The sequence below is a fragment of the Streptomyces anandii JCM 4720 genome (assembly GCF_014650655.1).
Classification (GTDB): Bacteria; Actinomycetota; Actinomycetes; order Streptomycetales; family Streptomycetaceae; genus Streptomyces; species Streptomyces anandii.
Genome location: NZ_BMVJ01000002.1, coordinates 434207 through 448495, shown reverse-complemented (window position 1 = coordinate 448495; position 14289 = coordinate 434207). Strand labels below are relative to the sequence as shown.

The 14289-nt window shown below is 72.2% G+C and carries 16 protein-coding genes and 1 pseudogene; 7 read left to right on the top strand and 10 right to left on the bottom strand.

What is annotated here, in order from left to right; all coding sequences use genetic code 11:
- The 4 genes from IE249_RS36275 to IE249_RS05205 all read left to right on the top strand — a co-directional run.
- On the top strand, window positions 1-857 hold an 857-nt coding region (locus IE249_RS36275), incomplete at its 5' end, for a sensor histidine kinase (RefSeq protein ID WP_229857557.1).
- Window positions 854-1462, top strand: a complete 609-nt coding sequence (locus IE249_RS05215) for a hypothetical protein (RefSeq protein WP_189703547.1) — start codon at window positions 854-856, stop codon at window positions 1460-1462. The genes IE249_RS36275 and IE249_RS05215, both read left to right, overlap by 4 nt.
- A gap of 69 nt (window positions 1463-1531) precedes the next feature.
- On the top strand, window positions 1532-2113 hold the full coding sequence (locus IE249_RS05210) for a VanZ family protein (RefSeq protein WP_189703546.1): 582 nt from the start codon (window positions 1532-1534) through the stop codon (window positions 2111-2113).
- Window positions 2114-2176: 63 nt separating this feature from the next.
- On the top strand, window positions 2177-2377 hold the full coding sequence (locus IE249_RS05205) for a PspC domain-containing protein (RefSeq protein ID WP_189703545.1): 201 nt from the start codon (window positions 2177-2179) through the stop codon (window positions 2375-2377).
- A 95-nt stretch (window positions 2378-2472) separates the two neighbouring features.
- On the opposite strand, the gene IE249_RS05200 is transcribed toward IE249_RS05205, so the two are convergent.
- A complete protein-coding gene (locus IE249_RS05200; RefSeq protein WP_189703544.1) occupies window positions 2473-2820 on the bottom strand; it encodes an ATP-binding protein in 348 nt (115 codons plus the stop codon).
- Between the two features lie 128 nt (window positions 2821-2948).
- Window positions 2949-4112 (bottom strand): adenosine deaminase, encoded by a 1164-nt coding sequence (locus tag IE249_RS05195; RefSeq protein ID WP_189703543.1) that lies wholly within the window; start codon window positions 4110-4112, stop codon window positions 2949-2951.
- 114 nt (window positions 4113-4226) lie between these two features.
- Between IE249_RS05195 and IE249_RS05190 the strand changes: the two genes are divergently transcribed.
- Entirely contained in the window at window positions 4227-4988 is a 762-nt protein-coding gene (locus IE249_RS05190) for a dienelactone hydrolase family protein (RefSeq protein ID WP_189703542.1), read from the top strand.
- Window positions 4989-5069: 81 nt separating this feature from the next.
- On the opposite strand, the gene IE249_RS05185 is transcribed toward IE249_RS05190, so the two are convergent.
- On the bottom strand, window positions 5070-6032 hold the full coding sequence (locus IE249_RS05185; protein ID WP_189703541.1) for a LysR family transcriptional regulator: 963 nt from the start codon (window positions 6030-6032) through the stop codon (window positions 5070-5072).
- Between the two features lie 63 nt (window positions 6033-6095).
- Here IE249_RS05185 and IE249_RS05180 point away from each other — a divergent pair, with 63 nt between their 5' ends.
- Together IE249_RS05180 and IE249_RS05175 are read left to right on the top strand one after the other, a co-directional pair.
- Window positions 6096-7385, top strand: coding sequence for an MFS transporter (locus tag IE249_RS05180; protein WP_189703540.1), 1290 nt, complete (start codon window positions 6096-6098; stop codon window positions 7383-7385).
- 168 nt (window positions 7386-7553) lie between these two features.
- Complete coding sequence (locus IE249_RS05175) at window positions 7554-8570, top strand: sigma-70 family RNA polymerase sigma factor (protein WP_189703539.1); 1017 nt, start codon at window positions 7554-7556, stop codon at window positions 8568-8570.
- Here the strand turns inward: IE249_RS05175 and IE249_RS05170 are convergent.
- From IE249_RS05170 to IE249_RS36270, 7 genes and pseudogenes are all read right to left on the bottom strand, one after another.
- Window positions 8454-8834, bottom strand: coding sequence for an STAS domain-containing protein (locus IE249_RS05170; protein WP_189703538.1), 381 nt, complete (start codon window positions 8832-8834; stop codon window positions 8454-8456). The genes IE249_RS05175 and IE249_RS05170 overlap by 117 nt on opposite strands.
- A gap of 24 nt (window positions 8835-8858) precedes the next feature.
- Complete coding sequence (locus tag IE249_RS05165; RefSeq protein ID WP_189703537.1) at window positions 8859-9446, bottom strand: Uma2 family endonuclease; 588 nt, start codon at window positions 9444-9446, stop codon at window positions 8859-8861.
- Window positions 9447-9542: 96 nt separating this feature from the next.
- Window positions 9543-10826, bottom strand: a complete 1284-nt coding sequence (locus IE249_RS05160; RefSeq protein ID WP_189703536.1) for a thymidine phosphorylase — start codon at window positions 10824-10826, stop codon at window positions 9543-9545.
- Between the two features lie 69 nt (window positions 10827-10895).
- Window positions 10896-11327 carry a cytidine deaminase gene (locus IE249_RS05155; RefSeq protein ID WP_189703535.1) on the bottom strand — a complete coding sequence of 144 codons (432 nt, stop codon included), beginning with the start codon at window positions 11325-11327 and terminating at the stop codon, window positions 10896-10898.
- Window positions 11324-12586 carry an ABC transporter permease gene (locus IE249_RS05150; protein ID WP_189703534.1) on the bottom strand — a complete coding sequence of 421 codons (1263 nt, stop codon included), beginning with the start codon at window positions 12584-12586 and terminating at the stop codon, window positions 11324-11326. Before IE249_RS05150 ends, IE249_RS05155 begins: the two co-directional genes overlap by 4 nt.
- Window positions 12583-13713: an ABC transporter permease gene (locus tag IE249_RS05145; RefSeq protein ID WP_189703533.1), complete on the bottom strand. Its 1131-nt coding sequence runs from the start codon at window positions 13711-13713 to the stop codon at window positions 12583-12585. The genes IE249_RS05150 and IE249_RS05145 overlap by 4 nt, the downstream gene beginning before the upstream one ends.
- Window positions 13710-14289 (bottom strand): annotated as a pseudogene (locus tag IE249_RS36270) (heme ABC transporter ATP-binding protein); the annotation flags it as partial. The pseudogene IE249_RS36270 and the gene IE249_RS05145, both read right to left, overlap by 4 nt.

Below are 14289 nucleotides of genomic sequence, written 5' to 3'. Positions count from 1 at the left end.
GCACCGACGAACTTGCCGATCTGTCAAGGACGTTCAACAACGCGGCCGAGGCCCTGGAGAAGCGGGTCGCCGACATGGCCGCCCGGGACGACGCCTCACGCCGCTTCGTGGCGGACATGAGCCACGAGCTGCGTACGCCGCTGACCGCCATCACCGCCGTGACGGAGGTGCTGGAGGAGGAGCTGGACTCCGAGAGCGGCGGCATCGACCCGATGATCGAGCCCGCGGTGCGGCTGGTGGTCAGCGAGACCCGACGGCTGAACGACCTGGTCGAGAACCTGATGGAGGTCACCCGCTTCGACGCGGGCACGGCCCGGCTGGTCCTGGACGACGTCGACCTCGCCGACCAGATCACCGCCTGCATCGACGCGCGCGCCTGGCTGGACGCGGTGGAGCTGGACGCCGAGCGCGGGCTGCACGCCCGCCTCGACCCGCGGCGCCTGGACGTGATCCTCGCCAACCTGATCGGCAACGCGCTCAAGCACGGCGGCTCGCCGGTGCGGGTGTCGGTGCGCGAGGCCGACGACGAGATCGTCATCGAGGTCCGCGACCACGGGCCGGGCATCCCGGAGGACGTCCTGCCGCACGTGTTCGACCGGTTCTACAAGGCGAGCGCCTCCCGGCCGCGCTCCGAGGGCAGCGGCCTCGGCCTGTCCATCGCCCTCAACAACGCCCACATCCACGGCGGCGGCATCACGGCCGCCAACTCCCCCGGCGGCGGAGCGGTGTTCACCCTGCGGCTGCCCCGGGACGCCTCCGCGCTGACCGAGCAGGACGAGGGCGGCGGCCGGGACACGGACGGGGACGGGACCGGGGGCACGGGCGAGGGCGACGACACGAAGGGGGGCGCGCGATGAACGCACGCCGTGCGCTGCGGGCCGCTCCCGCCCTCGGGCTGCTGCTGCTCGCCGGCTGCGGGATCCGCCCCACCGAGGTGCCCACCGACTTCGGCGGTGCGCCCTCCCGGGTGCCGTGTTCGCTGTCCCAGCCCGAGCTGTCCACGCAGGGCGCGCGCGGGGTACCCGTGCAGGCGTTCCTGCTGTGCGGGCAGTCGCTGGTGACCGTCGACCGTACGGTACGGGTGCCGGAGGGCACGGCGGACGCCCGGCGGCGGGTGCTCGTGGCGCAGGGGCTGCTGGACCAGCTCGCGGCGCCGCCCTCGGCCAGCGAGAAGGCGGCCGGGTACACCACGCACGTGCCGGGCGGCCTGACCGTCACCGGTCCGCACCCCCACGACCCGGAGGACACGCTCCGGCTGAGCACCGCCCCGGCCGACCTCAACTCCTACGCGCTCGCGCAGATCGTGTGCACGCTGTCGGACTCGGCGGCCGCCGAGGGCGACGGCTCGGTGGTCCTCGGCGGCCCCGGCGACACCCGCCCCCGCCACTACGAGTGCACCGAGGACGTCCGCTCCCACCCGGCCACGACCAAGCCCCCGTCCACAGAGGTGCCGACGGGCTGAGACCGGGGAGAGGGCGACACCACGTCAGCATTCGGAACCGATCGTGCCGATGGTGGCGTCTTGGGGGGCGTGCAGCGTCAAGGCTCCATCGGCGGCAGCGCCGCGATCCGCGTCCGCGTGACAGGAGGTGTCCTCCTCGTCGCCCATCTCGCGCTCGTCGCCTGGCTCACGCTGCGGCCGCTGGACGTGCCCTGGGTGATGCCGGCCAATCTGCGCCCGCTCGCCACCGTACGGGCCGATCTGGCGCTCGGCTGGCCGGAGGCGGCCAGGCGCCTCGGTGAGGGCCTCGCGCTGCTCGCCCCGCTGGGCGTCCTGCTGCCCCTGGCGCACGGCCGGCTGGACGTCTCCCCGCTCGCCTCCCTGGCCCGTACGGTCGCCGCGGGCGCCCTGACCTCCCTGGGCATCGCGCTGCTGCAGACCGGTGTGCCCGGCCGGGTCGTGGACGTGGACACGCTGCTGCTGAACACCGTGGGCGTGGTCCTCGCCCATCTCGCCGTCGTCCCCGCGGCCCGTGCCCGGCTGCGCCGCAGGGCGCAGCGGCGGCGGCGTCCGGCCGTCCGCCAGGACGACCCCGCTCAGGGTCGGACCCCGACGTATCCCAGGGTCGGTCTCGCTCCGTGGAGCGACGCCCTTCCGCCGTCGGCTCCGTAGCGTTGTGGTCACAAGGGGCCGCCGAAGGGGAGGCCCCGGACCGACCGCTCACGAGGAGTCGAGATGACCGCCCTTGCCCGCCCGACCCACGGCCGTGTGATCGGCGGAGTGTGCGCTGCGCTGGCTCGGCGCTTCGGTACCTCCGCGACGACGATGCGCGTGATCTTCCTGCTCTCCTGCCTGCTGCCGGGCCCGCAGTTCCTGGTCTACATCGCGCTGTGGATCCTGCTGCCCTCCGAGGACAAGCCCCGTACGGCCTGGTGACGGCCGGGGCCCGCGGAGAGCCGGGGAGAGGAACGAACGCCGCCGGGGCGCCCTGACTTCAGGGCGCCCCGGCGGCGTCACGGGAGGGGTGCGGCTCAGCCCAGCGGAATGCCGTTGACCGGCAGGCCGTGGGTGGGCACGCCCTGCACGGGCAGTCCGCCGAGCAGGCCGGCGGCCGGCTTGGCGGGGCCGTGCTCGAGCGTGTCCTGGGCGACCGGCTGCGCGGCGGCCAGACCCGTCGCGACGGCGGGCTTGGCGTCCTTCAGCGTCTGCCCGGCCGGCAGCGTACCGGTGAGGTTCTCCGGGACGGCCTTGCTGACGGTGCCCAGCGTCTGGCCGGTGTCCGGCAGGGACGGAGCCGCGTCGGCGGCGCCCGCACCGGCGGCGGCGAAGGCGGCGCCGAGGGCGGCGACACCGAGGGTCTTGACGGCAGACTGCTTCATGAAAACGCGTCCTTGAAATGGAAGACGGGGAACCGAGCGGTCCACGACCGTAAACACGTCGGCCCGGTGGCCGCAAACATGGAAATGCGGACGGGTTGTGAAGCCCGTCCGCACCCGGTGTCCCCCGTTCAGCCCTGAACGCCCGCGGAACCGCTGGTCGTGGCGGTCTGCTGAAACAGCCATTCGGATTTCAACGCGGCATATCCGGGCTTGATCACGTCATTGATCATCGCCAGTCGTTCATCGAAAGGGATGAACGCTGATTTCATCGCATTGACGGAGATCCATTCCATGTCCCCGAGCGTGTAGCCGAACGCCTCGACAAGGTGCTCGAATTCCCGGCTCATACTGGTGTGGGACATGAGCCGGTTGTCGGTGTTGACGGTGACCCGGAAGTGGAGCCGGCGCAGCAGCCCGATCGGGTGCTCGGCGTACGAGGCGGCCGCGCCGGTCTGGAGGTTGGAGCTGGGGCACAGCTCGAGCGGGACGCGCTTGTCGCGCACGTACGCGGCCAGCCGCCCGAGCTCGACGGTGCCGTCCTCGCGGACCTCGATGTCGTCGATGATGCGCACACCGTGCCCGAGCCGGTCGGCCCCGCACCACTGCAGCGCCTGCCAGATGGACGGCAGCCCGAAGGCCTCGCCGGCGTGGATGGTGAAGTGGTTGTTCTCCCGCTTCAGGTACTCGAAGGCGTCCAGGTGCCGGGTGGGCGGGTAGCCCGCCTCGGCGCCCGCGATGTCGAAGCCGACCACCCCCAGGTCCCGGTAGCGGTTGGCGAGTTCGGCGATCTCCAGGGCGCGGGCGGCGTGCCGCATGGCGGTGAGCAGGGCGCCGATCCGGATGCGCCGGCCGGCCTCCAGCGCGGCCCGCTCGCCCTGCCGGAAGCCCTCGTTGACGGCCTCGACGACCTCCTCCAGGGTGAGCCCGCCCTCCAGGTGCTGCTCGGGGGCGTAGCGCACCTCGGCGTAGACGACGCCGTCGGCGGCGAGGTCCTCGGCGCATTCGCGGGCGACGCGGACGAGGGCGTCCCGGGTCTGCATCACGGCGACGGTGTGGGAGAAGGTCTCCAGATACCGTTCGAGGGAGCCGGAGTCGGCGGCCTCGCGGAACCACAGGCCGAGCTTGTCCGGGTCGGTGTCCGGGAGTTGGGCGTACCCGCAGTCCCGGGCGAGTTCGACGACCGTGGCCGGGCGGAGGCCGCCGTCGAGGTGGTCGTGCAGCAGAACCTTGGGCGCCCGGCGGATCTGGTCCGAGCTCGGGGTGTTCCCCAGGTGGGCAGTCTGGCTCGTCATTTCCGCACTGTACTCCCTACGCGCGTAGACGGCGCCGGTGTACACATCCGTCGATACGTAACGGTGACCGCACGGACGGGTGGCGTACACCACTGCTTCTGACACTGTTCTGTCATGGCACAGCAAGCGACGCCGGTTCGCACGGCCCGGCTGGGGAGGACGCTCGGCCCGGAGCCGGCCACGGTGAGCGGAGTGGTGCTGCTGCTCCCGGGCGGCGAGGAGGTCTCGGCCCGCAGACCGGCGCCGGTGCTGGCGGCCTCCTCGGTGCGCGCGCTCGGGCGCCGGCTGGCCCGCGCGGGACGCGGCGAGGGCCTGGCCGTTCACGTGGTGCACTACCGCTACCGCGGCTGGAACGGCAGCGAGGCGCATCTGGCCCGCGACGCCACCTGGGCCGTGGAGGAGGTCGTACGGCGCTACGGCGACGTCCCGGTGTGCCTGGCCGGGCTGGACATGGGCGGCCGGGCCGCGCTGCACGCGGGCGGTCACGAGGCCGTCGACTCGGTGGTGGCGATCGCCCCCTGGCTGCCCGAGGACGACGTGGCCGCGTCCCCCGAACCGGTGAAGCAGCTCGTCGGGCGACGGGTGCTGCTCGTGCACGGCACCAACGACGGGCGCACCGACCCCGAGCTGTCCTTCCGGTTCGCGGCGCGGGCGAAGAAGGCCAACCGGGACGTGTGCCGCTTCGAAGTGCACGCCGACGGGCACGGGTTGCACCAGTACCGCTTTGAAGTCCACTCGCTGGTGTGCGACTTCGCCATGGGGACCCTGTTCGGGCGGGCGTTCTCGCGGCCGGTGCAGGACGCGCTGGCCGCGCCGCCGCCGCTGGGGCTGCGGATGCCGCTCGCGGCGGGGTTCGGCAAGTCGCTGCGGTGGTAGGGGCGGTGCCGTGCCGGCGGCATGGGGCGGTGCCGTGCCGGTGCCGTGATGCGCTGCCGCCCCTGCCGGGGCGGTGCCGGCTCAATTGGGCAGCAGGTTCCCGCGCTTGGAGAGCAGGAACTTCTTGAAGGCGGCCACCGGGGGTGTGTCCGGGTGGCCGTCGAGCCAGGCCACGCCGATCTCGCGGGCGGCGCGCGGAGCCGTCACGGTCAGCTCGGCCACGCCCGGGCGGGGCACGGCCGGGGGCGGCAGCAGGGCGACGCCGAGCCCGGCCGCGACCAGGCCCCGCAGGGTCTCGGCCTCCTCCCCCTCGAAGGCGATCCGCGGTTTGAAACCGGCCTCGCGGCACAGGTCGTCGGTGATGCGGCGCAGGCCGTAGCCGGGTTCCAGGGTCACGAAGGTCTCCTCGGCGGCCTCCGCGAGCCGGATCCGGCGGCGGGCGGCGAGGCGGTGGTCGGCCGGTACCACCAGGCGCAGCTTCTGCTCGTCGAGGCGGCGGGCGACGAGGTCGGGCGCGTTCGGCACCGGCGAGGTCAGGCACAGGTCCAGTTCGCCCGCCCGCAGCCGCTCCAGCATGGCCTCGCCGTAGTTCTGCACCAGGCTGAAGCGGATGCGGGGGTGACCGGCGCGGAAGGCGTGGATGAGGCCGGGCACGGTCTCGGCGCCCATGGTGTGCAGGAAGCCGAAGGCGACCTTGCCGGTGGCCGGGTCGGCGTCGGCCCGCACCTCGTCGGCGGCGCGCTCGATCTCGGCGAGCGCGCGCTCGACCGAGCCGAGGAAGGTGCGGCCGGCCGGGGTCAGGGAGAGGGTGCGGCCGCGGCGGGCGAAGAGGTCGACGCCGAGGTCCTGTTCGAGGCGGACCATGGCCCGGGACAGGGTCGACTGCGGTACCTGCATCTCCTGCGCGGCCCGGGTGACGTGCTCGGTGCGGGCGACGCCCGCGAAGTACGCGAGGCGGGGGGCGAGCACCGTCGCCATCTCGAACATGTCTTCCGTGTCACTGTTCGGTGACACGCGCGCCCGTGAACTCTGCTGATGCGCCATGGGAACGATTATGGCGGTTGTGTGCATTGGACGGATCAGATGGGCCGTCCCTACGGTCGTGGCATGTCTCCCGCCAGTACCGGGGCGTCCACCACCGTGGACGCCGCAGCGCACGTTCCCGTCCCCGCAATCCCTTCCACCGACTCCCGGATGACTCCGGGCGGTCCCGGCTACCGCCGGATGAGCTTCGCCCTCTTCCTCGCCGGGGTCGCGACCTTCGCGCTGCTGTACTCCACGCAGGCGCTGCTGCCGCTGATCTCCGGGGACTTCGGGGTGACGGCGAGCGACGCGAGCTGGACGGTGGCGGCGGCGACCGGCGGTCTGGCCCTGTTCGTGCTGCCGATGAGCGCCCTGTCGGAGCGGTTCGGGCGGCGCACGGTGATGACGGCCTCCCTGGCGGTCGCGGTGACGCTCGGACTGCTCGTGCCCTTCGCGCCCTCGCTCGGCGCACTGGTGGTGCTGCGGGGGCTGCAGGGTGCCGCGCTGGCCGGGCTGCCGGCCTCGGCGCAGGCGTATCTGGCGGAGGAGGTCCGGCCGAGGGCCCTGGTGACGGCGATCGGCCTGTTCGTGGCGGGCAACAGCGTGGGCGGCATGAGCGGTCGCGTGATCACCGGCTGGGTGGCCCAGGAGTGGGGCTGGCGGGTCGCCGTGGGCGTGGTCGGCGTGATCGCGGTGGTGTGCGCGGTGGCCTTCCGGCTGCTGCTGCCCGCGCCGCGGCACTTCAGCGCGGGCTCGCTGCGGCCGCGTGTGCTGGCCCGTACCGTGCGCGACCACCTCGCCGATCCGCTGCTGCGCCGGCTGTACGCGATCGGCGCCCTGTTCATGACGGTGTTCGGCGGCGTCTACACGGTGATCGGCTACCGGCTGACCGAGGCGCCCTTCTCGCTCCCGCAGGGCATCATCGGCTCGGTCTTCCTGGTGTACCTGGTGGGCACGGTGTCGGCGTCGACGGCGGGCCGTCTGGTGGGCAGGGTGGGCCGCAGGGGCGCCCTGTACCTGGCGGGCGCGACGACGGCCGCGGGCCTGCTGGTGTCCCTGCTGGACTCGGTCGTCCCGGTCCTGCTGGGCCTGGTCCTGATCACGGCGGGCTTCTTCGCCGGGCACGCGGTGGCGTCCTCGGCCGTCAGCAGGACGGCGGTCCACGGCCGGGCGCAGGCCTCGGCCCTGTACCAGTCCGCGTACTACGTCGGCTCCAGCGCGGGCAGCACGGTCGGCGCGGTCGCCTTCCACGCCCAGGGCTGGGCCGGGACGGTGGGGGTCGGGCTGCTGGCGGTACTGGGCGTGGTGACGATCACGCTGCTCGGTTCGAGGGCGGCGCGGGCGGCGGCGCGGCGGGAGCCGGTGCCGGCGTAGGCGTGGGCGTGGGCGTGGGCGGCGGGATCGTCCCGGCCGTCCCCGACCGTCCCACCAGGGGCTTTCTCCGCTCGGGGGGCCGTTGTCAGTGGGCTGCGGTAGCTTCCGAAGTGCTGGACGTGACGACGCGTCCGGCCAAGGAACGGCCACAGGGGCGGGTGGACGACGATGGGCGACGGCACGGCGACGACGACGGACCTCGACGCACAGCTGGAGAAGCACCGCGTCGAGCTGACCGGTTACTGCTACCGCATGCTCGGCTCCTCCTTCGAGGCGGAGGACGCGGTCCAGGACACCCTGGTGCGCGCCTGGCGGAGCTACGACAAGTTCGAGGGCCGCTCCAGCCTCAGATCGTGGCTGTACCGGATCGCGACGAACGTCTGCCTGGACATGCTGACGGCGGGCAACAAGCGGGCCAGGCCCATGGACCTGACCGAGTCGACCCCGCTCGCCCAGGCCGCGCTGGCGCCCCGGCCCGACAACACCTGGCTGGAGCCGATGCCCGACGGCCGCGTCCTGCCGGCCGTCGAGGATCCGGCCGAGGCGGCCGTCGCCAAGGAGTCGGTGCGGCTGGCGTTCATGGCCGCCCTCCAGCAACTGCCGCCCAAGCAGCGGGCGGTGCTGATCCTGCGCGAGGTGCTGGCCTGGCGGGCGAGCGAGGTGGCCGAGCTGCTCGGCACGACGGTCGCCTCGGTCAACAGCGCGCTGCAGCGGGCCCGTGCGACCCTCGCCGAGCGCGAGGACCGGGGGGCCGGGGCGGCGGTGTCGGACCCGCTGGACGAGGAGCAGCAGCGGCTCCTGGAGCGCTACGTGAAGGCCTTCGAGGGGTACGACATGACGGCGCTCACCGCCCTGCTGCACGAGGACGCGGTGATGACGATGCCGCCGTTCGACCTGTGGCTGACCGGCCCGGCGGACATCACCGGCTTCATGACCACGCTGGGCGCCTCCTGCGCGGGCTCCCGGCTGCTGCCCGTCGAGGCCAACGGGCTGCCCGGGTTCGCGCACTACAAGCCGGACCCGGACAAGGGCGGCTTCGCGCCGTGGGCGGTGCAGGTGCTGGAGACGTCAGAGGGCCGGATCACCGGGTTCCACTGCTTCCTCGACACCCAGCGGTGGTTCCCGCTGTTCGGGCTCCCCCTCCATCTCGAAGGCGAGGCCGACCAGGTCGAGCAGGGCGCGTAGCCCGGGGTCGGGGCCGCGCAGCCGTATGCGCCCCCCGGCCCGCCGTGCGGCGAGCTGGAGCCGCGCCAGCAGGTCCACGGCCCCCAGCCCCGCCGGCCCCAGCCCGCCCACATCGCACACCACCACCCGCCCCGGCCCCACCAGCCCCCGCACGTCCTCACACAGCCCCGCCACCTCCCCCCGGCCAACGGGTCCGGCGAGCACGAGCACAGCGGGTGTCATGGCGTCCACGAACGGTAGACCCCGGAAGGGGCCCCGACTCATCGCGGTCCGGCGATGATCACGCCCTCAGTTGCAGGGGAGGATCCCGGTGTCGAGGACCAGTTCGAACGGTTCCGGCAGCTTCAGCTCATCGCCGTACTCGACCGAGGCGAGTACGCGGTACGTGCCGCCCTGTGGTTCGCCGTAGAGCGTCGCCGTGGGGCGGCCAGAGTGCCAGGGGTCCAGAAGAAGGTAGAACGGCACACTCGCCACGGCGTAGCCGTGGGCCTTCTTGATGCGATCGTGGTTCGCGTTGCTCTGCGAGGTGATCTCGACGACCAGTTCCGCCTCGCCGGCATGTACGCGCCTGCCGAGGCGCAGGGCGGCTCTCGGCACCACACACAGGTCGGGGACGTACAGGCTGCCCGACTCCGGGCAGGTCAGCCCCAGCGTCTGGTAGACACCCCAGTCGCGGCCGGTCGGGAGCGCGCCGTACAGGCGCTCGTGAAGCAGTTCCGCTGTGTCGTTGTGCTTCTCGGAAGGCGGTGGTGACACGGTGAGGATCCCCTCGATGATCTCCACCTTGCTGCCCTCCGGCCACTCCATCTCCTCCCAGAACCGGACGAGGTCGTCCCAGCCCTGCTCGGGGTCCTGGCTCACGGTGAGTGCGCTCATGGCGGTTCTCCCATCGGTGCGTCACCGATCCCAGCATGCCGAACGGGACCGGCGGCGGTCCACCGGTCCCGTTCACCCGAAAGAAGAAATACCTGGTCAGGCGATACGTTCCAGCACCACCGGGGCGGCGGTGAACTCCGTGCCGTCGGTCGCGATGTCGTAGGAGTCCTCCAGGGACTGGAGGGCGTACTCGAAGCGTTCCGGGGTGTCCGTGTGGAGGGTGAGGAGGGGCTCGCCGGCCTTCACCGTGTCGCCGGGCTTGGCGTGGAGCTCGATGCCCGCGCCCGCCTGGACCGGGTCCTCCTTGCGGGCGCGGCCCGCGCCGAGGCGCCAGGCGGCGACGCCGATGTCGTAGGCGTCGAGGCGGGTCAGGACGCCCGAGGACGGGGCCGTCACCACGTGCTGCTCCCGGGAGGTGGGCAGCGAGGCGTCCGGGTCTCCGCCCTGGGCCGCGATCATGCGGCGCCACACGTCCATCGCCGAGCCGTCGGCCAGGGCCTTGGCGGGGTCGGCGTCCTTCACGCCCGCCGCGTCGAGCATCTCCCGGGCGAGGGCCAGGGTCAGCTCGACCACGTCCGCCGGGCCGCCGCCGGCCAGGACCTCCACGGACTCGCGGACCTCCAGCGCGTTGCCGGCCGTGAGGCCGAGCGGCGTCGACATGTCGGTCAGCAGCGCCACCGTCCGTACGCCGTGGTCCGTGCCCAGGCCCACCATCGTGGACGCCAGTTCGCGCGCGTCCTCGATGGTCTTCATGAAGGCGCCGGAGCCCACCTTCACGTCCAGCACCAGCGAGCCCGTTCCCTCGGCGATCTTCTTCGACATGATCGAGGAGGCGATCAGCGGGATGGCCTCCACCGTGCCGGTCACGTCCCGCAGCGCGTACAGCTTCTTGTCCGCGGGCGCGAGGCCGTCGCCGGCCGCGCAGATCACCGCGCCGGTGCCGTCCAGCACCGACAGCATCTCCTCGTTGGACAGCAGCGCCCGCCAGCCCGGGATCGACTCCAGCTTGTCCAGGGTGCCGCCGGTGTGGCCGAGGCCGCGGCCCGACAGCTGCGGGACCGCCGCGCCGCAGGCCGCCACCAGGGGCGCGAGCGGCAGGGTGATCTTGTCGCCGACGCCACCCGTGGAGTGCTTGTCGGCCGTCGGGCGGGACAGGGAGGAGAAGTCCATGCGCTCGCCGGAGGCGATCATCGCGGCGGTCCAGCGGGCGATCTCCCGGCGGTTCATGCCGTTGAGCAGGATGGCCATCGCGAGCGCGGACATCTGCTCGTCGGCGACCTCCCCGCGGGTGTACGCGTCGATGACCCAGTCGATCTGCTCGTCGCTGAGCTCGCCGCGGTCCCGCTTGGTGCGGATGACGGAGATGGCGTCCATGGCCATGGAGTGGGTTCCTTACGTGCGTACGAAGGGGTGCGGCCCCCCTGGTTCCTCAGGAGGGCCGCACGGTGATCACTTGGTGAGGTGGTCCGGGCCGAAGGCCTGCGGCAGCATCGCGGACAGCGGCAGGATCCCCGCCGGGGTCTCCAGCAGCAGGCCGGGACCGCCGAACTCGTAGAGCAGCTGGCGGCAGCGGCCGCACGGCACGAGGATCTCGCCGGCCCCGTCCACGCAGGTGAAGTGGGTCAGCCGCCCGCCGCCGCTGTTCTGCAGCTGGGAGACCAGACCGCACTCGGCGCACAGGCCGAGGCCGTAGGAGGCGTTCTCGACGTTGCAGCCGGTGACCGTCCGCCCGTCGTCGACCAGGGCGGCCACGCCGACCGGGTAGCCCGAGTAGGGGGCGTAGGCGCGGCACATCGCCGCGCGCGCCTCCTCGCGCAGGGCCGCCCAGTCGACGCCCGCCCCCGCGGCCGGGGTGTCGCCCGGCGTGTCGCCCGAGGTCACTTGCCCTGTCCCTTCCGGTACGGCAGACCGTCCGCCTTCGGCATCCGCAGATGCTGCGCCGACAGCGACAGCACCAGCAGGGTGACCAGGTACGGGGTCGCCGTCACGATCTGCTTCGGCACGTCGTTCGTGGTCACGTACCAGACGAACATCAGCGCCGACACCGCGGCGGTGATCACCGCGGGGACGTAGCGCTTCCTCCACACCAGGTACGCCACCCCGAACACCAGCAGGATCGCCAGCAGCAGGATCAGCGCGTGGACGTTGGTGGTGCCGCCGCGCAGGTTCAGGCTGTCGGTGTAACCGAACAGGCCCGCGCCGAGGGCGAGGCCGCCCGGCATCCAGTTGCCGAAGATCATCGCGGCGAGACCGATGTAGCCGCGGCCGGCGGTCTGGCCGTCGAGGTACACGTTGGACGCCACGATGGACAGGAACGCGCCGCCGAGGCCGGCGAAGCCGCCGGAGATGATCACGGCGAGGTACTTGTACTTGTAGACGTTGACGCCGAGCGACTCGGCCGCCACCGGGTTCTCGCCGCAGGAGCGCAGCCGCAGCCCGAAGGCGGTGCGCCACAGCACCCACCAGGTGACCGGGACGAGGGCGACCGCGATGACGGTCAGCGGCGACAGGTCGGTGATCAGGCCGCCGACCAGCCCGGCGATGTCGGAGACCAGGAACCAGTGCTTGCCGTTCAGCGTGTCCAGCCAGTGCGACAGACCCGGGATGTCGAAGGTGCCCAGCGAGTCGATCGGCGGGGACTGCTTCGAGGAGCCCTGGGGGGCGTTCTCGAAGGTGAACTTCGACAGGTAGCGGGTGGTGCCGAGGGCCAGGATGTTGATCGCCACACCGGAGACGATGTGGTTCACGTTGAAGGTCACCGTGGCGATGGCGTGCAGGATGGCGCCCAGCGCGCCGCCGATGATGCCGAAGGCGACACCGGTCCACGGACCCCACTGGTATCCGGCCCAGGCGCCGAACCAGGTGCCGAGGATCATCATGCCCTCGAGGCCGATGTTGACGACGCCCGCGCGCTCGGCCCACAGGCCGCCGAGGCCCGCGAGGCCGATCGGGACGGCGAGCCGCAGCGCGGTGGACATCTGTCCGGTGGAGGTGATGCCGTCGGCGCCGGTGATCAGGCGGACGGCGGAGGTCAGCACCAGCACGCCCGCGATGATCAGCAGGAGTACCGGCAGGGAGAGCCGGCGGCCGCCCCGGGCGGGCCGCTTGGCCTGCGGCTTGGCGATGGTCGCGGTGCTCATCGGGCCGCCACCTCCTTCTTCTCGGAGTTGTTCTGGGCGGCGGCCGCGGCGAGTTCGGCGCCCACCCGCTTCTGCTGGCGGCGCAGACCCCACTGCCGTACGGCCTCGTAGGAGATGACGACCGCGAAGACGATCAGGCCCTGCATGATCGTGGCGATCTCCTTCTCGTACGCCACCGGGGTGGCGTAGTCGAGGGCGGGAGAGGCCTTGTCGAGGAAGGCGATGAGGAGGGCGGCGAAGGCGATGCCGACGGGGTTGTTGCGGCCGAGCAGGGCGATGGTGATGCCGGTGAAGCCGAGGCCGGTCGGGAAGCTCAGGCTGTAGGTGTGGGAGTCGCCGAGCAGCAGCGGCAGGCCGGACAGGCCCGCGACCGCGCCGGAGATCAGCATGGCGGTGAGCACCATCTTCTTGGCGTCGACGCCGGAGGCCGCGGCGGCGGTCTCCGACTCGCCGGTGGCGCGCAGGTCGAAGCCGAAGCGGGTGCGGTTGAGGACGACCCAGTACAGGACGCCCATGGCGATGGCGAGGAAGACCAGGCCGTAGATCTCGCCGACGTCCGAGCCCAGGTTGATGCCCGGGAACCAGCCGGACTTCTTCATGATGCCGGTCGTCATGTTGTTGCCGACCTGCACGCCCCACACGTTGGACAGGGACAGGTAGCCGATGAGGCTGGTCGCGATGGCGTTGAGCATGATCGTGGCGACGACCTCGCTCACACCGCGCGTCACCTTCAGCACGCCGGCGATGCCGGCCCAGAAGGCGCCGGTGAGCATGCCGACGATCAGCAGCAGAGGTATCTGCAGGAAGGACGGCAGGGCGATGTTCGCGCCGACCACGGCGGTGATCATCGCGGCGAGCCGGTACTGGCCGTCGACGCCGATGTTGAACAGGTTCATGCGGAAGCCGATGGCCACCGCGAGCGCCGCCAGGTAGTACATCGACGCCTGGTTGATGATCAGCACCTGGACGTCGGAGTACGCCGCCTGCTGAAGCATCAGCGTGTACGGCTCGATCGGGCTCTTGCCCGAGGCGATCAGCACGACCGAGGTCAGCAGGATCGCCGCGACGAGCGCGATGACCGGGCCGGCCACCGCGAGGAGCACCCGCTCCTTGTCGAACTTCTTCATCGGGCCTCGTCCTCCGGACCGGCGTCGTCGTCGGTGGTGGTCTCTGTGTCTTCCAGGTGGCCGGACGCGGCACCCGTCATGGCCGAGCCCAGCGCCTCCGGGGTGATGGCGGCCGGGTCGGCGTCGGCGACCAGGCGGCCGTTGTAGATCACGCGCAGGGTGTCGGACAGGCCGATCAGCTCGTCGAGGTCGGCGGAGATCAGCAGCACGGCCAGGCCCTCGCGGCGGGCCTCGCGGATGTGGTCCCAGATCGCGGCCTGCGCGCCGACGTCCACACCGCGGGTGGGGTGGGCGGCGATCAGGAACTTCGGGCTGTGACTCATCTCCCGGCCGACGATCAGCTTCTGCTGGTTGCCGCCGGACAGGGAGGCCGCGGTGACGTCGATGCCGGGGGTGCGGACGTCGTAGTCCTCGACGATCCGGCGGGTGTCGCTCTGGGCGCCCTTGATGTCGAGCCAGAAGCCCTTGGCGTTGGGGCGCTCGGTGACGTGTCCGAGGATGCGGTTCTCCCACAGCGGGGCCTCGAGGAGCAGGCCGTGGCGGTGGCGGTCCTCGGGGATGTAGCCGACGCCGGCC

Bases quoted from the DNA above. Each gene is read 5' to 3' on its own strand.
- IE249_RS05200 (WP_189703544.1), bottom strand. From the start codon at position 2,820: ATGAAGCAGTCTGCCGTCAAGACCCTCGGTGTCGCCGCCCTCGGCGCC.
- IE249_RS05195 (WP_189703543.1), bottom strand. From the start codon at position 4,112: ATGACGAGCCAGACTGCCCACCTGGGGAACACCCCGAGCTCGGACCAG.
- IE249_RS05185 (WP_189703541.1), bottom strand. From the start codon at position 6,032: ATGGCGCATCAGCAGAGTTCACGGGCGCGCGTGTCACCGAACAGTGAC.
- IE249_RS05190 (WP_189703542.1), top strand. From the start codon at position 4,227: ATGGCACAGCAAGCGACGCCGGTTCGCACGGCCCGGCTGGGGAGGACG.
- IE249_RS05215 (WP_189703547.1), top strand. From the start codon at position 854: ATGAACGCACGCCGTGCGCTGCGGGCCGCTCCCGCCCTCGGGCTGCTG.
- IE249_RS05160 (WP_189703536.1), bottom strand. From the start codon at position 10,826: ATGGCCATGGACGCCATCTCCGTCATCCGCACCAAGCGGGACCGCGGC.
- IE249_RS05180 (WP_189703540.1), top strand. From the start codon at position 6,096: ATGTCTCCCGCCAGTACCGGGGCGTCCACCACCGTGGACGCCGCAGCG.
- IE249_RS05165 (WP_189703537.1), bottom strand. From the start codon at position 9,446: ATGAGCGCACTCACCGTGAGCCAGGACCCCGAGCAGGGCTGGGACGAC.
- IE249_RS05175 (WP_189703539.1), top strand. From the start codon at position 7,554: ATGGGCGACGGCACGGCGACGACGACGGACCTCGACGCACAGCTGGAG.
- IE249_RS05170 (WP_189703538.1), bottom strand. From the start codon at position 8,834: ATGAGTCGGGGCCCCTTCCGGGGTCTACCGTTCGTGGACGCCATGACA.
- IE249_RS05150 (WP_189703534.1), bottom strand. From the start codon at position 12,586: ATGAGCACCGCGACCATCGCCAAGCCGCAGGCCAAGCGGCCCGCCCGG.
- IE249_RS05145 (WP_189703533.1), bottom strand. From the start codon at position 13,713: ATGAAGAAGTTCGACAAGGAGCGGGTGCTCCTCGCGGTGGCCGGCCCG.
- IE249_RS05205 (WP_189703545.1), top strand. From the start codon at position 2,177: ATGACCGCCCTTGCCCGCCCGACCCACGGCCGTGTGATCGGCGGAGTG.